Here is a 23,283-nt window from a genome sequence, read left to right on the forward strand (position 1 = left end):
ATCTTCTTTCTTTTTGTATATTTATCTATTAGTTAAAACTCATAAATAAATAGAGTGATTTACATTATAGATTTCTAATTTTAGATTTTTATAAAAAATGCAAAAATTCTGTTAAGATAGAAATATACATATTTAGCTTCAAGGGGGGAAATCACATGCTATCAATAAACGAGAATCAGATTAGACCAGTCATAATAATTAATATTGATCAATATACGGAAAATGATGAAATAGATTTATCCTATACAACTGAACCCTTTTTATTCTTAAGTAAGCAAAATCAAGTATTTGCCTATGTTCAAATAAATAATATTAATCAAGGAAATAAAGAAAAGAAAAATATACAATTGTCTAAATTAATAAGTAGTTCTCAATCGATAAATAGTGTATGCCGTGTAAGTGGTCAAATTTCATTAACAGTTCTTTTTCAAATAATAGGCGAACCAATTTCAATTGTAGAAGAAAATGAAGGTAACCCTAGTGGTTATATACGTCGTGAAGATATTTTGGCGGAGCTGTTTAAACAAGAGAATAAAAGTGTAGATTTACTGAAAAGCATTTTAACCTCAATTCCTATGGGGACTTTTGTAGTTGATAAAGATAGGAAAATAATTAATTGTAATGATGCTGGTTTAAAAATGATTAGGTCGACTTCAGAAAAAGTTATCAATACAAAGGCGGAAAATATTTTTAGTCGTGAACATATTGAAAATGTATTTACGACCGGAAAAACTATACTAAATCACCTTCAAATTAATGACGATATGGGGCTACTTGTAGATTATAGTCCCATTTTTAGTTTCGAACAGGAAGTTGAGGGTGTAATTATTGTAGTGCAAGACCTTCCTATGGTAGAAGAAATGGCGTTAGAGATTGAATATATTAAAGATCTAAACAAAGATTTGAACGCTATACTGTCTAGTATTTATGATGAGATTCTTGTAGTAAACAATAAAGGTGAGTTAATTCGATATAGTGAAAATATAATCCCGGGGTTTTGGAATGTGGATTTAAAAGATTTAATTGGAAAAAGCATTTTAGAATTTGAAAATCAAGGGCTCTTTACACCGTCGGTTACAAAATTAGTTTTGGAAAAAAAGAAAAAGGTATCAATTGTTCAAGAAACAATAAGTGGACGAAAGGTTCTTGCAGTAGGTAATCCAGTTTTTGATGAGAATATGGAAATCGAAAGGATTATCATAGCCTCTAGAGACATTACTGAAACATCGCGCCTTAAAACTGAGTTAAAGGAAATGAAGAAAAAATCTGAGCAATATAAAAAAGAACTAGACGACTTTAAGAGCAAGGATCGTTTTATAAAAAAATTAATTTATTGTAGTCCTAAAATGGAGCAAATAATTAATCAAGCAAAGAAGATTGCGGATTTTTCATCGACAGTCTTACTTCATGGCGAATCTGGAGTAGGAAAAGAAGTGATTGCACAAGCTATCCATCAGCTTGGAAATCGTTCTTCTAAGCCTTTTCTTAAACTTAACTGTGGAGCAATTCCAGAAAATCTTCTTGAAAGTGAGCTTTTTGGCTATATAAAAGGCGCATTTACAGGTGCAGATCAAAATAAAGAAGGATATTTTAAACAAGCAGATCAAGGAGTTTTATTTTTAGATGAAATAGGAGAAATGCCATTACATTTACAAGTTAAACTACTTAGAGTACTTCAAGAGCAAGAAGTGATTCCAATTGGAAGTACTAAGCCAATTAAAGTAAATGTACAAATTATTGCTGCTACAAATAAAAGATTAGAAAAAATGGTAGAAGAACGTACGTTTAGGGAGGACCTATATTATAGATTAAATGTTATTCCTTTAAACATTCCACCATTAAGAGAAAGAATTGAGGACATCTCATTACTGGCCTTCCATTTCTTGCAACAACTTAATGATAAATACAATAAAAATTTCCATCTTACACCAGATGCGATTAATGTATTAGAGTTTTATTCTTGGCCGGGCAATGTCAGAGAGCTTCAAAATATTGTTGAAAGATTAGTAGTCACAGCTGAAGATCAAATAATTAATGCAGAAGATGTAAATCTGTTCCTACCAAATAGTTATGATTTTAATAAATCAAAACCGATAATCAGCAAGGTAATCCCACTTCAAGAAGCAATTGATCATGTTGAGGAACAGTTAATTCTACTTGCGATGAAACAATATAAAACAACAACAAAGGCTGCGCAAGTGTTAGGAATTAGTCAGTCTTCAGTTAGCCGTAAATTTCAAAAAATAGCAAATGAGAAGAATTTAAACAGCGAATCTATCTCATTTAATTAAGGAAACACAAGTAGTGACTAGAATAGTAGTCAAAAAACATAAAAAAAAACGCACATTGCGCGTTTTTTTTTATTTATCTAAATCCACTGCATTTTTAACATTGTCTACAGCGCTCTTAAGTACTTCCGACATACTAACATGATCTTTTGAGATACCAACCGCCATAAATACAATGATTAGCCCAACCACTACACATGTTCCGACTAGTAACACGGTCCATTCCTCCTTTCATAGTTTTATAGCCTATGCTGTAAATTTTCTCAGTATGTCGGTTATTACATATTCAATAAAAAATCCTTGTTTTTATTTTATGAGTATCTTAGTTAATTTCCACTTCAGGATGCGCACTTTCCGTGAGAGGGGAGCCTTCTTGGCCCACACGACGTGGGTCATGCATGCGTTAAGACAGGACGTCGTGGTTTTAGCGTGCCTACCTCTTTGACGCCTTGCGTGAGTCTCACTATTTCACTAATCCCACAGGAATCTCGCATCTTCCGTTCCAAACAACTTTTTCACCAACTGTTTGTATTTTTAAACAATCCTTGTTTAGAAATGATCCTAAAAATTTGATTATAAGAGAAAGATTTGTCCTTCATTGAGTGTATAAAAAAGGATTACTCCATTGATTATGCAAAAATTAATAGCTTTATGCAGTAATGCATAGAAATTTCAGATCTGATCTAACCGAAACCTTATTAAGCTTGATTATTTAAATTGGCATAGTTCTTGCAATTTAAAAATTGTAAAGAAATTAAGGAGGGTTCATATACAATGGTCGATATTCAATTTAAAACAATTGATTTAAAGATGTTTATTAATGGTGAATGGAAAGATTCTAGCAATCATGAGAAACGCCCTGTAATTAACCCAGCAAACGGCGAAATAATTGCCTTTGCTCCTGAAGGTACAATTGAAGATGCGAAAGAAGCGATAGATGTTGCTCGTAAAGCATTTAACGATGGAAGATGGTCTGATTTATCTGCTCAAGAACGAGCTACTTATTTATTTAAAATTGCAGACAAAATAGAAGAGTATCAAGAAGAATTAACACAGCTTGAAACACTGGACAATGGAAAACCAAATCGTGAAGCAGGTTATGATGTTGCCGATGCAGCGGCATGCTTCCGTTATTACGCGGGGCTAATTACAAAGCCTGATGGTTATACATATCATGTTGCGGATCCAATGCAAGCGATGGTTGTACGTGAACCAATTGGAGTTTGTGGATTAATTGTTCCTTGGAATTATCCTTTGCTAATGAGTGTTTGGAAAATTGCACCAGCATTAGCAGCAGGGAATACGATTGTTTTCAAACCATCAGAAGTAACGCCTGTAACTCCAAAGAAATTATTCGAGATTTTTAAAGAAGTAGGTATTCCAAATGGCGTTGCAAACATGGTTATGGGTGCTGGCCCAGTTGTTGGTAATGAAATTGCAGCTAATCCAGATGTAGATATGGTTTCATTTACGGGTGGAACAAAAACAGGCAAACATATCATGAAAACTGCTGCAGATACAATGAAAAAAGTGTCTTTAGAGCTTGGTGGGAAATCGCCGAATATTATTTTTGCAGATGCAGATTTTGAAACAGCTGTGGATTATGCGCTATTTGGTATTTATGCAGGTGCCGGTCAAGTTTGTTCAGCTGGATCGAGAATTCTAGTTGAAGAATCTATTTATGATCGATTTGTAGAACGATTTGTAGAGCGTGCACAAAAAATTAAAGTAGGTTCAGGTAATGCAGCTGATGTTGAAATGGGGCCACTTGTTAGTAAAGAACATTTAGAGAAGGTTTTAGGCTATATACAATTGGGTCAAGAAGAAGGAGCTAAAATAGCGTGTGGTGGAAAACGCATTTTAGAAAAGGGTTTTGAAAAAGGATATTTCGTTGAACCAACTGTTTTTGTAGATGTAGAACAACATATGCGAATTGTACAAGAAGAAATTTTTGGTCCTGTAGTATGTATCCAAAAATTCAGTACAGAAGAAGAAGCATTAAAACTTGCTAACGGAACAGTATATGGTTTAGCAGGTGCAGTATTTAGTAAAGATGGAGCAAAAGCTTTAAGAGTGATTAAAAAACTTCGCTCAGGAATAACTTGGATTAATTCTTATCATCCAACTTATAATGAGGCACCTTGGGGCGGTTACAAACAAAGTGGAGTAGGTCGTAGTTTAGGAACATTTGGATTAGAGGAATTTCAAGAAATTAAACAAATTAACATCAACCTACAAGTAGAGCCAATTGGATGGTTTGCAGAATAAAAGACTAATTATAGGAGTGAAAAATATGAGTATCAATTTAAAAAATGAACAGCAGAAACGTTATGAGGAAAAAAATGTAACCGAGTACATTAATAAGGTTTTAAGCTTAATAGAAAAAGAGACTGTTACTTCAGAAGATGCGGCGTGGATTACAAAAGAAACAGTTGATGGATTTAGAGAACATGTTAATCCAGGTTTTCTAGCTTATCGTAAAACCGTGACAGAGGGTGGCCAATTCGCATCAGTTGAATGGTCTGATAGCGGTTCATGTTTTAAAGATGTGAACGGTAAGGAATATATTGATTGTTTAGGCGGATTCGGAATTTATAATGTTGGACATCGTCATCCGAAAGTCGTAAAGGCCGTTACAGATCAATTAAAAAGACAGGCGCTTCATAGTCAGGATTTATTAGATCCTTTACGTGCTATGTTAGCAAAAATTTTAGCAGATATAACACCAGGGGATTTAAAATACTCATTTTTTACGAACAGTGGAACAGAAAGTGTAGAAGCGGCATTAAAGCTTGCAAAAATGTATAGTGAGCGTTCTACGATTATCTCTACAACTCGTGCATTCCATGGAAAAAGTTTAGGCGCACTATCAGGGACGGCAAAAGGAATGTTCCGTAAACCGTTTCTACCACTTATTCCAGGATTTCGTCATGTTCCATTTGGAGACATTGATATGATGAGAAAAACATTCGAAACATGTTCTTTAGTAGGTGAGGATGTTGCTGCTGTTCTACTTGAACCAATTCAAGGTGAAGGTGGAATTATTCTTCCTCCACAAAACTATTTAAAAGAAGTTCGTGAGCTATGTGACGAGTATGGCGCACTATTAATTTTTGATGAAGTTCAAACAGGTATGGGACGTACTGGAAAAATGTTTGCAGCTGATCTTTACGAAGTTGTGCCAGATATTATTTGTCTTGCAAAAGCATTCGGTGGAGGTGTAATGCCTGCAGGTGCAGTTGTAGCTAAAGAAAAAGTATTTAAAAGCTGGTTCCCAAATCCATTTATGCATACAACAACTTTCGGAGGAAATCCTTTAGCTTGTGCTGCTGCAATTGCGACAATTAGCGTACTACTTGAAGAGAATTTACCTGAAAGAGCAGAAACAGTTGGAGCTTACTTCTTGGATGAGTTAAAAGAAGCAGCAAAAGGGCATGAAGATAAAGTTTTAGAAATTCGCGGTCAAGGATTAATGATTGGGATTGAATTCCATCAAGATGAAATTGGATATGAAGTTTCGAAAGGTATGTTTGATAAAGGTGTATTAGTAGCTGGGACATTAATTAATTCGAAAACAATTCGCATCGAGCCTTCTTTAAAAATTAGTTATGAAGAAGTGGATACTGTTGTTTCCATATTTAAAGAAGTATTATCTCAAATTAAAGCTTAATCAACGAAGTTTTAGCATGTCATTGCGTTATTAGCATGACATGCTTTGATTATTATCCATATTTATAAGTTACTTATTTATTTTAGATAGGATGGTGTTCACATGGGGAATCGAAAATTTGTCAAACTCCAAACGTCAATTCCCGGGCCAAAATCAAAGGAGTTATTTGACCGGAGAAATAAAGTTGTACCAAAAGGTATTAGTAATAATAGTGAAGCCTTTGTAAAAAAAGCGAAAGGCGCACTAGTTGAAGATATTGATGGTAATACTTTTATTGATTTTGCTGGTGCGATTGGAACTCTGAATGTTGGTCATTCACATCCAAGAGTTGTAAGAGCACTCCAAGGTCAAGCAGGTGATTTTATTCATACAGGTTTTAACGTCATGATGTATGAATCGTATATTGAACTCGCAGAAAGACTTGCTGATATTTCACCAGGTAGCTTTGACAAACAAGTCGCTTTCTTTAACAGCGGTGCAGAAGCGGTTGAAAATGCAGTGAAAATTGCAAGAAAATATACAAAGCGTCAAGGAATCATTTCTTTTACTAGAGGGTTTCATGGTCGAACGTTAATGACCATGACGATGACAAGTAAAGTTAAACCTTATAAATATGGATTTGGTCCATTTGCTCCTGAGGTATATAAAGCGCCATATCCTTATGTTTACCGTCGTCCAGATCAAATGAATGAAAAAGAATACAGTAAATTTATCATTGATCAATTTGAACAATTTCTTATTGCAGAGGTTGCTCCCGAAACGATCGCGGCAGTAGTAATGGAACCAATTCAAGGTGAAGGTGGCTTCATTGTACCTGATATTGAATTTGTTAAAAAGGTAAGAGAAATCTGTACGAGATACGGAATTTTGTTTGTTGCAGATGAAATTCAAACTGGATTTGCTAGAACAGGTAAATACTTTGCAATCGAACATTTTGGAGTTGAGCCTGATTTAATCACAATTTCAAAATCAATGGGTGCTGGAGTTCCAATTAGTGGAGTAATCGGAAGAAAAGTAATAATGGAAGCTTCTGATGTTGGAGAATTAGGTGGTACTTATTCTGGTAGCCCACTTGGATGTCGAGCTGCGTTAGCGGTGTTGGACATTATTGAAGATGAAGGTTTAAATGATCGAGCAGTTTTAATAGGGGAAAAAGTTAACGAAAAAATGCGCGAATGGGCAATTCAATTTGAACAAATTGGAGATATTCGTGGTTTGGGTGCAATGTGTGCAATGGAAATTGTCACAAATAAAATGGATAAGACTCCAGATAAAATTACTGTTGGAAAAATTGTAAAAGAAGCAAACAATAGAGGGCTAATGCTATTAAGTGCAGGGATATTTGGGAATGTAATCCGTTTATTAATGCCCTTAACAATTACGGATGACCAGCTTGAAGAAGGTTTAGATATATTAAGAGAATCATTTGAAGCAGTCTTGTTGCCAGAATATCAGTTGGAGGTTAACACATGAGTCAATTAAAAGAAAAATATGAAGTCTATCCTATGTATATTGATGGTACTTGGGTTGGAAATGATCATGAATATTTCACAAAAGTTACGAACCCAGCAACAGGAACGATTGTCGGTGCAATTCCAACTGGCGGCACTTATGAAGCGAAGCTAGCTGTAGATGCTGCGCATAAGGCTTTTAAAAAATGGTCAAAAAAGACAGCTGAAGAAAGATACCATCTTTTGATGAAATGGTATCGTTTGATTGATGAAAAAAAGGAAGAAATAGCTAGATTGATGACACTGGAGCAAGGAAAACCTCTGAAAGAAGCTCTTGGGGAGACTGTGTATGCAAACGGATTTATCTCATGGTATGCAGAAGAAGGAAAGCGTATTTACGGAGAAACAATCCCTGCATCACAACCTAATAAGCGAATCCTCATTCGAAAAGAGCCTGTTGGAGTTGTAGCAGCAATTACACCTTGGAATTTCCCTGCAGCAATGATTACTCGAAAAGTAGCCCCTGCTCTTGCGGCTGGGTGTACTGCTGTAATTAAACCAGCGACACAAACACCACTAACAGCACTAAAGTTAGCAGAACTTGCACATGAAGCAGGAATTCCAAAAGGAGTATTAAATATTGTTACTGGAAAATCATCAGAGATTGGTGAAGCATGGTTAAAAGATCCAAGGGTGACAAAAATCACTTTTACTGGATCAACTGAAGTTGGTAAAACGCTTATGAGGAACGCTGCAGAAAATGTGAAAAAAGTATCTTTAGAGCTCGGTGGTAATGCACCCTTTATTGTAATGGATGATGCAGATTTGTCTAAAGCAGCGGTTGGTTTAGTTCAGTCAAAGTTCCGTAATGCAGGTCAAACTTGTATTTGTACGAATCGTATTTATGTACAGGAAAATGTGGCAGAAGAATTTACGCATTTATTTACAAAAGAACTAGAAAAATTAAAGGTTGGAAATGGCTTAGAAGAAGGAATTGATGTTGGCCCTTTAATTGACAATGCTGCTCTGGAAAAAGTAAAAACACTAGTAGATGATGCAACTAAAAATGGTGGGAAAGTAGTATATAGTGGGAATAAACCGGCTGAAGAAAATGGTTATTATTTTGCACCAACTATCTTAACTGGAATTACAGACGAAATGGACTGTATGAAGGAAGAAATATTTGGCCCACTGGCTCCAATCTCTACATTTAAAACGGAAGAAGAAGTAATTGAACGTGCTAATAATTCAGTCTATGGGCTAGCTGCTTATGTATATACAGAGAACTTAAGCCGTTCGTTCCGTATTACAGAGGCACTTGAATACGGCATTATTGGATTAAATGATGCGTTACCATCAGCAGTACAAGTTCCATTCGGAGGTTACAAAGAGAGTGGACTTGGAAGAGAAGGTGGACACTACGGAATTGAAGAGTTTTTAGAGGTTAAATATATTTCAATTGGGTTAGATATTTAGTTATGTCCTAGTTTTAATTGAAAGTATATAAAGTAACTACACTAAAAGATCGTTATTTTTAAAAAGGTTTTGTTATAGCAAACTTTAAACAAAGAACATGATTGGAGCGGAAGGTGCGAGACTCCTGTGGGGGTAGCGGGAAGGTGAGACCCCGCAGGCGCGTTTGCTGAGGAGGCTCACCGCCCGCCCCACGGAAAGCGAGCATCCTGGAGTGGAAATCTACAAAACTCCATGTCTAATGGTCCTAATAAAGTTTGTGTGTAAGCCAGTTAAGCTAATCAATTCTACTACAGTGATTGATAGTTTTGCTGGCTTATTAAATAGATTGATAGAGGTGATTTAATTGCCGGGAGCATTACATGGAATAAAAATTATTGATTTAACGAGAGTGCTGGCCGGTCCCTTTTGTACGATGATTCTCGGGGATTTAGGGGCTGAGGTAATAAAAATAGAAAGTACAAGTTATGGTGATGAAACAAGAGGATGGGGTCCACCTTTTAATGACGGTGAAAGCGCTTATTATTTATGTGCAAATCGAAATAAACAGGGAATCACATTGAACTTAAAAAGCGAGATAGGTAAGGAAATATTAAAAAAGCTACTTTTAGATGCAGATGTAGTCGTTCAAAACTTCAAACCAGGAACATTGGAGAGATTAGGTTTCGGCTATGAAGACCTAAAAAAGATAAAAGATGATATCATTCTAGCATCAATAAGTGGGTTTGGTAGTCAGGGTCCTAATTCAAATCTACCAGGATACGATTATATTATTCAAGCTATGTCAGGTTTAATGAGCATTACTGGTGAAAAAGATTCACAGCCAACAAAGGTAGGAGTAGCAATATCTGACGTGTTAACGGGGTTATTTACTTGTATTGGAATACTTGCTTCAATTCAGCATCGGAACCGAACAGGAGAAGGGCAGGAAATTGATATTTCTTTATTTGACTCCCAGCTAGCTGCTCTAGTAAATGTAGCTAGTAATTATTTATGCAGTGAAATTGTTCCTGAGCGAATGGGAAATTACCATCCAAATATCGTTCCATATCAAGTTTTTTCTGCAAGTGATGGGGATATGGTTATTGCAGTTGGAAATGATGAGCAGTTTAACCGGTTTGCTTCACTTCTAGAAGAACCAATTTTATTAGAAGAGACATTCAAATCAAACACTGGACGATTGCAACATAAAGGACAAATTGAAAAGTTAATTGCCAATAAAGTTATGACAAAAAGTAAAAATGAATGGAAAGTACTTTTAGACAATAACGGTATACCGAATGGTCCTATCTATAATGTGAGTGAAGCTCTTGAGTCTGAACAAGCTAAATCTAGAAATATGGTAATTGACGTAAATCATCCAGCTATAAAAAATCTTAGACTAGTTGGATCACCATTAAAATTATCTAAGACTCCAGTTAAGGTATTAAGGCATCCACCATTGCATGGTGAACATACTGAAGAGGTAATAAGTAAACTAGGATATTCCAAATCCGAGATAGATGAGATGAAATTAAACAAATCAATTTGAGGAGGAATTAAAAATGGACTTTTCATTAACAGAAGAACAAATTAGTGTAAGAAAGGTAGTTAGAGCATTTGTTGATCGTGAAATTATTCCTTTCATTAGGGAATGGGATGAAAAAGGACATTTTGAATCGAATATTTTAAAGAGACTTGCTGATTTACAATTGATGGGTGTATGCATTCCTGAACAATATGGTGGAGTCGGGATGGACTATAATACATTAGCAATTGTATGTGAGGAATTAGAGAGAGGAGATACAGCCTTCAGAACTGCCGTCTCTGTTCATACGGGTTTAAATAGTATGACATTGCTACAATGGGGAAATGAAGATCAAAAGAAAAACTATCTTACTCCTCAAGCGCAAGGGAAGAAAATTGGTGCATTTGGATTAACAGAGCCAAACGCTGGTTCGGATGTCGTTGCAATGACAACAACGGCTGTAAAAGAAGGGGACTACTACATATTAAATGGATCTAAAACATGGATCTCGTTATGTGATGTGGCAGACCATTTTTTGATTTTTGCTAAAACAAACCATGTCGAAAAGCATCACGGAATATCTTGCTTCATTGTAGAAAGAAATTTTGAAGGGGTTTCTACTAAGGCAATTAAAGGGAAAATGGGAATTAGAGCAGGAAACACAGGAGAAGTATTTTTAGAGGATGTAAAAGTACCTGTTGCGAACTTGTTAGGTTATGAGGGAGAAGGATTTAAAATAGCAATGTCGGCACTTGATAACGGAAGATTTACGGTAGCAGCCGGTGCTTGTGGATTAATTCAAGCGTCTCTTGAAGCAAGTGTGAAATATTGTCATGAACGAAAAACATTTGGAAAAGAAATTGGGAAACACCAACTTGTTCAACAAATGATAGCTAAAATGTCATCAAATCTTGAAATTTCAAGATTATTAGTCCATAAAGCTGGATGGCTAAAAAATAATGGGAAACGAAATACTAGAGAAACATCATTGGCAAAATGGATTTCTTGTAATGCCGCTAATGAAGCTGCAAATGATGCGGTTCAAATTCATGGTGCATATGGATTTTCTAACGAGTTTCCGGTCGAGAGATACTTAAGAAACTCAAAAGCACCAGTTATTTATGAGGGAACACGTGAAATTCATACAATTATGCAGGCAGAATATGACCTTGGTTACAGGGAAGACAAAGTTTTAAGAAAAATGCTGCCAGCTTGGCCATTTGAAGAAGCTAATGTAGAAACTGTGAAATCTTAACCGCTAAGAAGCTGTTTCTGAATAGAACTAAAAAAATAGTAGTTTATAAGGACATGGAGATCTCTCTATGTCTTTTTTCTCTTTGAAAAGAAAAAGACGATCGTTTATAAGCAGGGAGGCTCAAATACAGTTTATAAGAAATATACATAATAAAAAACTTTAGCAGATATTTTAATACAGCTGCTATTTTTGATACGATAGTTTCAACTAGCAAAAATTTCATCATAATAAGAGAGAGGGTAAAAAGGCAAAGAAAAAATAGTTTTAATGGGGTGATTAATATGAATCGGGAAATTCAAGCTTATTTTGAAAATCTAGAATCAGCGGACAAAAATTTACAGTATGAAGCTTTTAACTATATTATTTCAGTTACAAAGGAAGAAGTAGATTGGGCATATGAAGTATGGAATCAGTTAAAAGCAGATTTAACACATAAAGGAAATCATCAAAGATCAAGAGCGGCTCAGTTTCTCTCAAATTTAGCGTTAAGTGATCCTGAAAAGAGAATGTTGGATGATTTTTCGGAAATTTGGAAAGTGACATATGATCCTAAATTTGTAACTGCAAGACATACTCTACAGAATATATGGAGAGTCGGATTGGCGGGATCTGAACAAAGAGAAATGGTTATTAATCATCTATCTGATCGATATTTAAACTGCCTGAATGAAAAGAACTATAAATTGATTCGTTATGATATTATTCAATGTCTAAAAAATTTATATGATCAATTGAAAAATGAAGAAATTAAACAATGTGCTTTAGAATTAATTGAAAAAGAAGAAGATAGTAAATATCAAAAAAAATATAAGACAGTTTGGAAATGAATCTTTTATCTCAATATAAAAAACGAACCCTTTATCAAAGAGGGTTCGTTTTTTATGTTTATTAATCAAACAGGAAACGATTAAACTCTTCAATCGTCTCAAAGTAATATTTCGATTGTTGTTTCATTTGCATTTTAATTTCCGGAATACTGTGAGACCAACCTGCAGCCGCAAAATCAACAAGACAAATATTTGCCATTTCCAACCCAGGCTTAAGATCATCTAGCATAAGTGCTTCAGATTCCTTAAGGTTGAAACGGCGTAAAATTTCTTGAATTGGATAAGGATAAGGCTTCCTTTGATGCTCTGGCAACTCCCAACCAAAAATTGCATCAGGTAAAAATCCACAATGCTTTAAATAGTCTCTCTCGATTCGACTTTTTTGAGAATGGGATACAACTGTGACAATCCCACCGCGTTTTTTAAATTCATTTATTGTTTCAGGAAACAACTCGTAAAAATCGGGTGTCGTTGATGAAGTGTAGCTTTGCCATATTTCTTGTTGAATTTGCATCTCGTTATTTGTAAATTTCATGATGTCTTTACATAAAGAATGAAAACCTGGTTCAAAACAATATCCTACAAAATCCTCAAATGAAATAGGTTTCTCATTAGGTCGAAGTTTTTTAATTGCTTCAACAAATGAAGGATAATGTATTTCAGGTGTACTCTTAACAGCAGTATCATCATGATCTAATATGAGGCATTTATACTTTAAAGTTATACAATTCACCCGCAATCTAATCGTTCATTTGTTTCCATTTTAACATGTAACAAAGAAAATTATTAAACGAAATTAGCTCATCATTTGTTTAATTAATGCACGATTTCGCTGCTTGAATACCTCATTATGTGAAGAAACCATCGCTGCGCTACTTGCATCAGGCTGTACGAATTGTTTTGCTTTATTTACTGCATTGGCTGCATCTTGGAAAGCTCCAGCAATCAACTGCAATTTACCCTCATGCATTAGAATATCACCTGCAGCGTAAATACCTTCAATAGAAGTTTCGCTTGTAGTGTTTCCTTTAATGTAGTAGTCCTGAATCATTTCTACTTTAATCTCACTATTATTAAGTAATGAAGTATCTTGGTCATATCCATGATTAATGATTACTTCATCGATTTTTAAATGAGATACTTCTTCAGTCTCATGATTTGTAAGTTCAACATTTTCAATTACTTCATGATTTATACAAGCAATAAGCTTCGTAATAGAAGTATTAAAAAGACATTCAACAGAACTATTCAATAATTGGGAGACTTGTGCTTCATGACCCTTTAAGGCATCTTTACGATAAGTTAAATAGACTTTTTTAGCAATCGGCTCTAATTCATTAGCCCAGTCGATGGCAGAATTTCCTCCTCCAGAAACAATTACTGTCTTATCTTTAAAGCGTTTTAACGACTTTACAGTATAGTTTAAGTTTGAGACTTCAAATCTTTCTGCACCATCTATTTGAAGCTTAGTAGGATTTAAAATGCCACTACCTACTGCAACAATAATTGTTTTAGAATAATGCTTTTGACCAGATGCAGTTTGTAAAATAAAAATGCCTTCATTATCTCGAATGATTGTTTCGACTTTTTCATTTAATACAACTGTTGGATCGAACGTTAAACCTTGTTCAACAATTTGACCAATAAATTTTTCTCCAGGGATTGGTGGTTGTCCTCCTACATCCCATATCATCTTTTCAGGGTAAACATGAACCTTTCCACCCAATTGTGGTTGGAATTCAATTATTTTAGTTTTCATTTCTCTTAATCCACTATAAAAAGCAGAGTAAAGTCCAGCTGGACCTCCTCCGATTACTGTTACATCATATATTTCTTCTCTATTCATTACCGACTCACTCCAGTAAAATCCGTGATTGATTATCATTCTCAATTAAATATATATCATTTATAAGAATTTTTCAATGATTCCTTCAAAAATATTATTGACATAGTGATCAAATGGCATTATATTTACGTAGTGAAGCGAAATTGATAATCATTATCATTATCAGTAGATTCATAATTTTTAATGAATGGAGGTCCATTTATGGTACGATTATATACTGATGAATTAACCATTGGTTATGGTGATCGTTTGATTGTAAAAGACCTTAATATAAAGATTCCAGATAAACAAATAACAACGATAATCGGATCAAATGGTTGTGGGAAATCAACTCTATTAAAGGCAATTACTCGAATTATTTCTCATCAATCTGGAACGATTATTTTAGATGGAGAGAATATTTCTTCTGAAAACACGAAGTTACTTGCTAAAAAAATGGCAATTCTTCCTCAAACACCGGAAAGTGCAAGCGGTTTAACAGTAGGTGAATTAGTATCTTATGGACGATTCCCTTATCAAAGTGGGTTTGGTCGGTTAACAAAAAAAGATATTGAAGTAATTGATTGGGCACTTGAAGTGACAGGTACAAAAGATTTTAAATATATGCCAGTAGATTCCCTTTCGGGCGGTCAACGTCAACGTGTTTGGATTGCAATGGCACTAGCACAAGAAACGGAAATCATTTTCCTTGATGAACCGACTACGTATTTAGATATGGCTCATCAACTTGAAATTTTAGAACTATTACAAAGACTGAATAGGGAACAAGAGCGTACGATTGTTATGGTTCTGCATGACTTAAATCAAGCAGCACGATTTGCAGACTATATTATTGCATTAAAAAATGGTGAAATCGTTAAAGCCGGAAATTGTGAAGAAGTTATTTGCCATGAAGTACTAAAAGAAGTATTTTCGATTGATACTGAAATTGGTAGAGATCCTCGAACAAATAAACCAATGTGCATAACATACAACCTATTATAAGGAGAAAATAAAATGAAAAAATACTTAGTACCATTTCTATTAATATTCGTACTGATCATTAGTGCTTGTAGTAATGGATCAACTGAAAAAGGAAAGAAAGAATCTAAAAAATCAGGGACGATTACATATCAATCTCAAAGTGGTCCAGTTAAAGTACCAGCTAACCCTAAGCGTGTAGTTGTACTATCATCATTTGCAGGTAATGTATTAGCTTTAAATGTAAATATTGTTGGTGTTGATTCATGGTCTAAAGCTAATCCTCGTTGGACAGATAAATTAAAAGACGCTGCTGAAGTTTCAGATGAGAACTTAGAAAAAATTATTGAATTAAATCCAGATTTAATCATTGGATTAGATAATGTTAAAAATCTTGATAAGTTGAAAGAAATAGCTCCAACAGTAGTATATACTTATGGAAAAGTAGATTACTTAACGCAACAAATTGAAATTGGTAAACTATTAAATAAAGAAAAAGAAGCTCAAGCTTGGGTAGATGATTTCAAAGCTCGCGCGGCGAAAACTGGAGAAGAAATTAAAGCTAAAATTGGAGCTGACGCAACAGTTTCTGTTGTTGAAAAATTCGATAAACAACTTTACGTATACGGTAATAACTGGGGACGAGGAACAGAAATTCTTTACCAAGAAATGAAATTAAAAATGCCTAAAAAAGTAGAAGAGAATGCTTTAAAACCAGGTTATTTTGCAATTTCATTAGAAGTACTTCCTGAATTTATGGGTGACTATGTAATCTTTAGTAAATTCGATAAATCAGATACTTCAGTAGAGAAAACAGATACTTATAAAAATATCCCAGCTGTAAAGAATAATCATGTATTTGAAGTAAATGGAAATGAGTTCTATTTCAATGATCCGGATACATTAGATATGCAATTAGAATTCTTTAAAGAGAAGTTTCTAGGTAACTAACATAAAAAAGAGTAGGAATTCTAGTTAATAGAATTCCTACTCTTTCATTCTATTAGAGAAAAGATGAGAGATTAATGACAAAAAAAAATAAAGGTTCAATTCCATTCTTTTTTAAACTCATTTTAGGGGTACTTATTTTAATAGGTATGTTTGTAGTAGCAATCGTATTTGGAGCTGCGGAAACAACTGTTAGCGATGTATGGAATGCGATTTTTACGAGTGTAAAGAGTCAGCAGATTTCAATCATTCGTGAAATTCGTTTACCTCGTGAAGTAGCTGCCATATTCGTAGGAGCAGCACTTGCAGTTGCAGGTTCGATTATGCAAGGAATGACAAGAAATCCACTTGCCGATCCTGGTTTACTCGGCTTAACAGCCGGGGCAAATGCAGCTTTAGCAATAACAATGGCTTTTTTACCAAATGTAAATTACTTTGGAATTATGATTACTTGTTTTATTGGGGCAGCAGTTGGTTCAATAATCGTTTTTGGTATTGGGTCAATCAAAAAAGGTGGCTTTTCTCCATTTCGAATTGTGCTAGCTGGTGCGGCGGTTACCGGCTTTCTAACGGCTATTTCTGAGGGAGTGGGAATTTACTTTAAAATCTCACAAGATATTTCAATGTGGACTTCAGGGGGATTGGTTGGTACTTCATGGGAGCAAGTAAAGGTTATCGTACCATTTATTATGATTGGAATTATGATCGCACTTTTCTTATCTAGACAACTTACTATTCTTAGCTTAAATGAAGAGGTAGCAATTGGTTTAGGTCAAAATATATCCCGAATCAAAGGATTTTTATTCATTGTAATTGTTCTACTTGCAGGAGCATCCGTTGCACTTGTAGGGAATATGGCTTTTCTTGGTTTGATGGTACCTCACATGGTTCGTGCGTTTGTCGGTACTGATTATCGTTTTATTATTCCAATGTCCGCTATATTTGGTGCAACATTCTTACTCTTTGCGGATTTACTTGGCCGAACAATTAATATTCCTTATGAGACACCAGTAGCAGCGATTGTGGCGATGATTGGTCTTCCTTTCTTCCTATTTATTGTTCATAAAGGAGGAAAAGATTTATCATGATACAACCTGAATTAATTAGAAAACAACGACTAATCTTATTAATCCTATTTATCTTAATCCTTTTAACTATGTTTATTGGTATGGGAATGGGCTATTCTTCAATATCATACAGTCGATTACTTCCAACATTTTTAGGAGAAGGTTCATTTAAAGAGGAATTTATTATTTTTTCAATACGATTGCCACGAATGATTATTACGTTAATGGCAGGTATGGCACTTGCCTTATCTGGTTCAATTTTACAAGGAATAACAAGAAATGATATGGCTGAACCTGGAATTCTTGGTTTTAATGCTGGGGCTGGAGTAGCTATTACGATTTTCTTTTTATTTTTCCCAATTGAGGCAGGATCATTTGTTTACCTAATCCCTATAGTAGGATTTTTTGGTGCTTTAATTACTGCATGTATTATCTATTTATTTTCATATAAAAAAAATGTTGGACTTCAGCCAATTCGTTTAGTTTTAGTAGGTATTGGATTTTCAATGGCACTTTCAGGAATAATGATCGTTTTAATTTCATCAGCAGAGCGTGCAAAGGTAGATTTTATCGCAAAATGGTTAGCGGGAAATATATGGGGGACAGATTGGCCATTTATTTGGGCATTCCTACCATGGTTAGTTATACTAATCCCATTTACTTTATATAAAGCAAATCTATTAAACCTTCTAGGCTTAAATGAACCTGCTGCAATCGGGGTAGGAGTTTCAATTGAGAAAGAACGAATTATCTTACTTTTAACTGCGGTTGCTCTAGCTGCCTCAGCTGTTTCGATAACAGGCGGAATAGCTTTTATCGGACTAATGGCTCCGCATATTGCAAAAAACTTAGTTGGCCCAAGAAATCAATTGTTTATACCAATTGCTATATTAATAGGTGGTTTATTATTGTTAGTTGCAGACACAATTGGAAGGAATATCGTTGATCAAGGGATTCCAGCTGGTATTATAGTGGCATTAATAGGTGGACCATATTTTGTTTACTTGATATTAAAAAAATCATAAATTCTTTTTCAAAACTATGAACATTTTTGTTCATGGTTTTTTTTATTAGCACAGGAGAAAGGGGCATTTTTTGAAAATGGACATGTATACTGCATTTATAACGGTATTTCAAATAGTCACTTTTGAGGGGGTGATATTAATAGCGGGTGATGTGAATGAATAACTTTCATAGTATGGGTAGATATCAGATGAAGAGCTTGTATTTTCAAATCGTTCAAATGATAATCATTCGAACGAAGCTTCAAATAATCGCTGAGAAAAAGAAAATGAAAGAAGTAAAAGAGAACTGGAAGATTTGAGGAAGAAGATAGGCGCGTGAAGTACTAGAGACGTTTTCTGCAGTAGAAATCCCAATTATCGAAATAGAAGGCTTGATTAAAGTGGACTACAAATAATAAATAGAATAAGTAATGATTTTAAAATAACTAAGATTTTAAGGTGTTTAATAGTAAAGAGACATTGGGAAATGAAAATTTCAATGTCTCTTCTCCTATTATCTGCTTGGTTTAGATATGCATTTTATCTTTTACAAAAGTAACTTTTCCTTCTTTTAATGACTCGATTCGAGCTAATGATTCAACCCGATATCCTCGTTCACGTAGAAGCTTTCCTCCATCCTGGAATGCTTTTTCAATAACGATTCCGAAACCAACAGCCTCGGCTTTAGCTTGTTCTATAATTGTAAGTAGCCCTAATGCAGCTTGCCCATTAGCTAAAAAGTCATCAACAATTAACACTTTATCATTAGCTTCTAACCATTTATGTGAAATTGAAATTTCATTCTCTTCTTTTTTAGTAAATGAATATACTTTCGCAGTATAAACATCTTGCTGCATTGTAATTGATTTTTTCTTACGAGCAAAAATAAGTGGTACTTGTAAAGCAAGAGCCGTCATTAAACCAGGTCCTATACCTGAAGATTCGATAGTGACTACTTTCGTAATTTTCTCATTAGAAAATAAGCGTGCAAATTCTTCACCAATTTCCTTCATTAGGGTTGGATCCATTTGATGATTTAAGAATGCATCAACTTTCAGTACATCATTCGCTAAAACAATACCTTCTTGTTCGATTTTATTTTGTAATAATTCCATATTGATCCCCCTAATAAAAAAACTCAAAACATGTACTTCACTTAAAAAATATTAATGAGTGAAGTAACACGTTTTGAGTTAATTAAATGTAATAGATTAATTAAAAATCTCTAGTTGTGTTATTACTCATAGTCGGTATATTTACGGTTAACCGGTAGAAACTTGTGAGCCATATCCTCACGATTATACGAGTGACGTATTCTATATAATTTTAATGAAACTATATCATGATAGTAGATTTTGGTCTAGTATTTACTAAGATTTACTAATCAGACATAAAAGTCATTTGTCGAAAATTTAGTTGTTTATAATTTTAATGAATTGATTTACTAAATCAGCGTCATAGGAGCTACCAGCTAATTGAAGAATTTTATTTAATGAAAGCTCGGTAGAGTATTTATGTTTATAACAACGACCATTCGTTAAAGCATCGAAACTGTCAATAATCCTAACTAGTCTAGAATAAAAATCAATCTGCCTGACAATTAGACCTTCATAGCCTGTTCCATCTGAATTTTCATGATGATATCTTACAGCATATAAAATCTCTTTTTGCTCTATTAAAGGTTCTAATAAGTTATAGCCAAACATCGCATGCTTTTTCATGATATTCCATTCAAAATCCGTTAGGGGAGCACATTTTTTTAAAATAGATAATGGGATATTTAATTTGCCAATATCATGAATATTTCCTATTAATTGTAGCTCGCTTGAATGAAGTTCTGACAAATTTAGAAATGACCGAACTCATATAACATTTCTCCTACACGCATCCCATGTAAAAATGTATCACAATCGAGTTGTTTTAGAAGTTTTATTAAATCATTATTTATCATAATTTGTTCTTCTAATATCATGAGATCACCTTTAAAATATCTTTATTAATAACTGCTTTGGGCATGTCTAACGAATTATTTTTAACAATCGAGCAATTTGATTGATGTCACGGTGAGATAATGTTGAATTTATGGTTGCGACAGGAACTGACGATGTATTCAATTGAAAGTCGGCGATGATTAAGTCTAAACATAATTTATTAATATTTTCAGGAGTAAATCCACCATTACTTATTTCTACAAATTCGATTTTATGGCAGAATTCGGTCTTTAGTTTTGTTGCAATGTAATGATGTACACCATGTCCTTCACTTGTTAGTAATAAGACTCTTTTTGTTATAGAGTTTAATTGAATTATTATTGCTTGTATGCTTAGCGTGATTCTCGCAACAATTTCACTACTTAGTTCTGGAAACGGAAAATGTATAGACCATTTACTTAATGAAAATTTTACTTTTTTATATAGTTCTGGATAATGTTTTAGAACATAATCGACAATCGGACTAGGAGGTGTAAATTTGTTAAAATATAAAATTAACGAATGGTCTTTAAATTGTTTTCGTAATGTAAAAATGAAATCACTATTATCATGTAGATTTAAATCTAGATTTTTCTCCAACAACGAAACTAGCAAATGCAGTTCTCTATAAATACATTCTGTTTGATCCTGATAAAGCTTTACAACCTCGTTTTTATTTAAATCTTCGTTGCAAAAGTAATGTAAGGAAGAAATGAAAAGTGAAAGAGCAATTATTTCATTAAATGGAATTAGTAATTTATATTTTTTTTCCAATTGCATACATACTTCTGTAGCAATTGAAAAAAATACTGATTCTTTTATATTGTTGGAAGGATGTATGTCTAATTGAATCCCCTTATGGATCCTATGCAGCATAGTACCTAAATAATATGTGTATTTATATGTGGTTGAAGGATATAAATAAAGGTTATATTTTTCAGTTGTCTTAGAAATAACCTTTTTAATAACAGAAAAAGTATAAATTTCATATGGCCATTTATTTGAATATGAATAAAGACCGTATAATACATCACAGCATAAAAGTCTTTTTTGGAACTCACTACCCTCAATTTGTAGAGGAACACGATTTAAGATTAGACCATATGGCTTTAATAACACATCAACACGCTTAAGTATGTTATATACAGAATTATGATGTGTATATAAAACTTGTCCTAATTCACTAATAAATGATATTTCCTTGATTAAAATAAATTCGATTACTTGAAATGATAAAGAATTTTTAAGAAATAAAGAGCGAATTTGGTCAAGAGAGGAATGAATTGGATTGTTAAGATAAATGCCTTTCCCTTTTAGCGTTTTAATATGCCAGCCTTCTGGAAAGGTAGCATTGATACTTTGAATATCAGTTCGAATCGTTTTTTCTGCACATTTTAATTTCAAGGCTAACTCACTTGTTTTAAACCATCTCTCTTGATTACTTAAAAAATCAACTAACTGTAATCTTCTTAAACTGGTCTTATCCATAACATAAATACTTTTGCCTTTCTAAATTTTAGTAAAAACATTTACCTAAATTTTTTCTAAGAAATATTTACTGAAATTATTGTGAGTTTATTCACAAGAAATGTTGTTAGGATAATGTTTCTTAAGGATATTTTAAACCTATTTCAAGTATGATAGGTATGACTTTTTTTACCGTTAGTAACGGTAAAAAAACATTGTTTATTGCTTTTCCACTTAATAAAATAGGGATATTTTTCCAAATAAAACCAAAAACTGGATTGATTGTTTAGTCGGATCTAATGATGAGTAATTTTAAAATTTTATTTATCCCCAAAAAAATAATCCGAGCACAGAATAATATTTTGGTCAAATTAATTTTGTTGAAAAGCATTAATCTATCATATGATTAATGTTTTTTTAGTGCTTTTGGAGGATTTCTTATTTCAACATAAGTCGTTAGAATACTTATTTGTGACTTTGTTTTCAAATTTTTTCAGATTGTAAGTTATGAGATTGGAGAGTTAGCTTTGTATAAATTTATGATGAAATGGACGAGCAGTATTGCACTATTAATCGTTGCAGTAGTGCTGTTAAGCTCGTGTTCAACTCAACAAGTTGAAGTAAAAGGAAAGAAAAGAATAAAAGTTGGAATTATGTTGTCCTCAGTGGGATTGGGTGATCAATCATTTAGTGATGCAGCATTTGCTGGGCTTATAAAAGCTCGTGAGGATTATGATGTATTTTTCGAATATAGAGAGCCATCCGATAAATTAAGTTTTGAAAAGGGGTTTACAGAACTTATAAATGAAGATTGTGATCTTGTCGTTGGGTTAGGATTTTCAGTTAAAGATAGTTTAGAGAAAGTCGCTAAAGAATACCCAAAACAAAAATTTCTATTAATTGATGAAGTGTCAGACTTGCAAAATGTAACTAGTTTAACATTTAAAGAAGAGGAAGGAAGCTTCCTAGTAGGTGCAATTGCAGGGCTTGTTACTAAAAATAATGTTGTTGGCTTTGTAGGAGGAATGGATGTACCTCTTATTAAGAAATTTGAAAAAGGTTATATTGAAGGCGTGAAATCTACAAATCCTAAGGCAGACGTAATCGTTAAATATGCTGGCGATTTTGGAAAGGCTGATTTAGGTTCGGAAATAGCACGGGATATGATTAAGAAAGATAAAGTAGATACCGTATATGCTGCGGCTGGATTTACTGGGGTTGGCGTATTACAAGAGGCACAAAAAGATGGTAAATATGCAATTGGTGTCGACACTGATCAATTTTTTATCGCTGAAGATGCAGTTGTAACTTCGATGCTGAAAAATGTTGATATTGCTATCCATTCAGCAGTAAAAACATTTATTGAAGAAAATGGAAAGTTTCCAGAAAAACATATGACTTTTGGATTAAAAGAAGAAGGTGTAGGAAGTGCTCCGATTCGTGTAATTACCCTGGATCCTACACAGGAAAAAACATTTGAAGATATTAAGCAGAAACTAACAAATGGGGATATTACGATTCCTTTAGATTAATAGGAAAAAGGGGAAAAA

21 protein-coding genes and 1 riboswitch are annotated in these 23,283 nt (G+C 33.8%); of the genes, 14 read left to right on the forward strand and 7 right to left on the reverse strand.

What is annotated here, in order from left to right; translation table 11 throughout:
- Window positions 1-155: 155 nt before the first annotated feature.
- Window positions 156-2,291 carry a sigma 54-interacting transcriptional regulator gene (locus tag B7R65_RS17960; RefSeq protein ID WP_088044220.1) on the forward strand — a complete coding sequence of 712 codons (2,136 nt, stop codon included), beginning with the start codon at window positions 156-158 and terminating at the stop codon, window positions 2,289-2,291.
- A gap of 69 nt (window positions 2,292-2,360) precedes the next feature.
- Here the strand turns inward: B7R65_RS17960 and B7R65_RS21405 are convergent, their stop codons facing one another.
- On the reverse strand, window positions 2,361-2,504 hold the full coding sequence (locus B7R65_RS21405) for a hypothetical protein (protein WP_179194915.1): 144 nt from the start codon (window positions 2,502-2,504) through the stop codon (window positions 2,361-2,363).
- Window positions 2,505-3,062: 558 nt separating this feature from the next.
- On the opposite strand from B7R65_RS21405, the gene B7R65_RS17965 reads away from it, so the two are divergent.
- From B7R65_RS17965 to B7R65_RS17995, 7 genes are all read left to right on the forward strand, one after another.
- The gene (locus tag B7R65_RS17965) at window positions 3,063-4,556 is read left to right on the forward strand and encodes an aldehyde dehydrogenase family protein (protein WP_088044221.1); all 1,494 of its coding nucleotides are present in this window, start codon (window positions 3,063-3,065) and stop codon (window positions 4,554-4,556) included.
- A 25-nt stretch (window positions 4,557-4,581) separates the two neighbouring features.
- Window positions 4,582-5,958 carry a putrescine aminotransferase gene (locus tag B7R65_RS17970; RefSeq protein WP_088044222.1) on the forward strand — a complete coding sequence of 459 codons (1,377 nt, stop codon included), beginning with the start codon at window positions 4,582-4,584 and terminating at the stop codon, window positions 5,956-5,958.
- A gap of 102 nt (window positions 5,959-6,060) precedes the next feature.
- Window positions 6,061-7,431, forward strand: coding sequence for a 4-aminobutyrate--2-oxoglutarate transaminase (gene gabT, locus B7R65_RS17975; protein ID WP_088044223.1), 1,371 nt, complete (start codon window positions 6,061-6,063; stop codon window positions 7,429-7,431).
- On the forward strand, window positions 7,428-8,885 hold the full coding sequence (locus B7R65_RS17980; RefSeq protein ID WP_088044224.1) for an NAD-dependent succinate-semialdehyde dehydrogenase: 1,458 nt from the start codon (window positions 7,428-7,430) through the stop codon (window positions 8,883-8,885). Before gabT ends, B7R65_RS17980 begins: the two co-directional genes overlap by 4 nt.
- A gap of 343 nt (window positions 8,886-9,228) precedes the next feature.
- Window positions 9,229-10,413 (forward strand): CaiB/BaiF CoA transferase family protein, encoded by a 1,185-nt coding sequence (locus B7R65_RS17985; RefSeq protein ID WP_088044225.1) that lies wholly within the window; start codon window positions 9,229-9,231, stop codon window positions 10,411-10,413.
- Between the two features lie 13 nt (window positions 10,414-10,426).
- Window positions 10,427-11,644, forward strand: a complete 1,218-nt coding sequence (locus tag B7R65_RS17990) for an acyl-CoA dehydrogenase family protein (protein ID WP_088044226.1) — start codon at window positions 10,427-10,429, stop codon at window positions 11,642-11,644.
- Window positions 11,645-11,925: 281 nt separating this feature from the next.
- On the forward strand, window positions 11,926-12,471 hold the full coding sequence (locus tag B7R65_RS17995; RefSeq protein WP_088044227.1) for a hypothetical protein: 546 nt from the start codon (window positions 11,926-11,928) through the stop codon (window positions 12,469-12,471).
- 61 nt (window positions 12,472-12,532) lie between these two features.
- On the opposite strand, the gene B7R65_RS18000 is transcribed toward B7R65_RS17995, so the two are convergent.
- Both B7R65_RS18000 and B7R65_RS18005 read right to left on the reverse strand, forming a co-directional pair.
- Window positions 12,533-13,204, reverse strand: a complete 672-nt coding sequence (locus B7R65_RS18000) for an HAD family hydrolase (RefSeq protein ID WP_256941398.1) — start codon at window positions 13,202-13,204, stop codon at window positions 12,533-12,535.
- A gap of 63 nt (window positions 13,205-13,267) precedes the next feature.
- Complete coding sequence (locus B7R65_RS18005; RefSeq protein ID WP_088044228.1) at window positions 13,268-14,317, reverse strand: NAD(P)/FAD-dependent oxidoreductase; 1,050 nt, start codon at window positions 14,315-14,317, stop codon at window positions 13,268-13,270.
- 201 nt (window positions 14,318-14,518) lie between these two features.
- Between B7R65_RS18005 and B7R65_RS18010 the strand changes: the two genes are divergently transcribed.
- The 5 genes from B7R65_RS18010 to B7R65_RS21410 all read left to right on the forward strand — a co-directional run bounded on the left by B7R65_RS18010 (window position 14,519) and on the right by B7R65_RS21410 (window position 18,616).
- Window positions 14,519-15,301: an ABC transporter ATP-binding protein gene (locus B7R65_RS18010; RefSeq protein WP_088044229.1), complete on the forward strand. Its 783-nt coding sequence runs from the start codon at window positions 14,519-14,521 to the stop codon at window positions 15,299-15,301.
- Between the two features lie 12 nt (window positions 15,302-15,313).
- The gene (locus B7R65_RS18015; protein ID WP_088044230.1) at window positions 15,314-16,228 is read left to right on the forward strand and encodes an iron-hydroxamate ABC transporter substrate-binding protein; all 915 of its coding nucleotides are present in this window, start codon (window positions 15,314-15,316) and stop codon (window positions 16,226-16,228) included.
- Window positions 16,229-16,302: 74 nt separating this feature from the next.
- Entirely contained in the window at window positions 16,303-17,313 is a 1,011-nt protein-coding gene (locus B7R65_RS18020) for a FecCD family ABC transporter permease (protein WP_088044231.1), read from the forward strand.
- On the forward strand, window positions 17,310-18,317 hold the full coding sequence (locus tag B7R65_RS18025; RefSeq protein ID WP_088044232.1) for a FecCD family ABC transporter permease: 1,008 nt from the start codon (window positions 17,310-17,312) through the stop codon (window positions 18,315-18,317). The genes B7R65_RS18020 and B7R65_RS18025 overlap by 4 nt, the downstream gene beginning before the upstream one ends.
- 155 nt (window positions 18,318-18,472) lie before the next feature.
- Window positions 18,473-18,616 (forward strand): hypothetical protein, encoded by a 144-nt coding sequence (locus B7R65_RS21410; RefSeq protein WP_179194916.1) that lies wholly within the window; start codon window positions 18,473-18,475, stop codon window positions 18,614-18,616.
- 207 nt (window positions 18,617-18,823) lie between these two features.
- Here B7R65_RS21410 and B7R65_RS18030 read toward each other — a convergent pair whose 3' ends face one another.
- The 4 genes from B7R65_RS18030 to B7R65_RS18040 all read right to left on the reverse strand — a co-directional run bounded on the left by B7R65_RS18030 (window position 18,824) and on the right by B7R65_RS18040 (window position 21,754).
- Window positions 18,824-19,411, reverse strand: a complete 588-nt coding sequence (locus B7R65_RS18030; protein ID WP_088044233.1) for a xanthine phosphoribosyltransferase — start codon at window positions 19,409-19,411, stop codon at window positions 18,824-18,826.
- Window positions 19,412-19,520: 109 nt separating this feature from the next.
- A riboswitch (purine riboswitch) is annotated at window positions 19,521-19,622 on the reverse strand.
- A gap of 86 nt (window positions 19,623-19,708) precedes the next feature.
- Window positions 19,709-20,140 (reverse strand): HD-GYP domain-containing protein, encoded by a 432-nt coding sequence (locus B7R65_RS18035; protein WP_088044234.1) that lies wholly within the window; start codon window positions 20,138-20,140, stop codon window positions 19,709-19,711.
- Window positions 20,141-20,142: 2 nt separating this feature from the next.
- Window positions 20,143-20,268, reverse strand: a complete 126-nt coding sequence (locus B7R65_RS21840; RefSeq protein ID WP_256941399.1) for a hypothetical protein — start codon at window positions 20,266-20,268, stop codon at window positions 20,143-20,145.
- A gap of 46 nt (window positions 20,269-20,314) precedes the next feature.
- A complete protein-coding gene (locus B7R65_RS18040) occupies window positions 20,315-21,754 on the reverse strand; it encodes a BglG family transcription antiterminator (RefSeq protein WP_088044235.1) in 1,440 nt (479 codons plus the stop codon).
- 521 nt (window positions 21,755-22,275) lie between these two features.
- Between B7R65_RS18040 and B7R65_RS18045 the strand changes: the two genes are divergently transcribed.
- Entirely contained in the window at window positions 22,276-23,265 is a 990-nt protein-coding gene (locus B7R65_RS18045) for a BMP family lipoprotein (RefSeq protein WP_256941400.1), read from the forward strand.
- Window positions 23,266-23,283: the final 18 nt, after the last annotated feature.

Origin of the sequence: Bacillus sp. EAC, from assembly GCF_002156875.1 — a bacterium.
Classification (GTDB): Bacteria; Bacillota; Bacilli; order Bacillales; family Bacillaceae_G; genus Gottfriedia.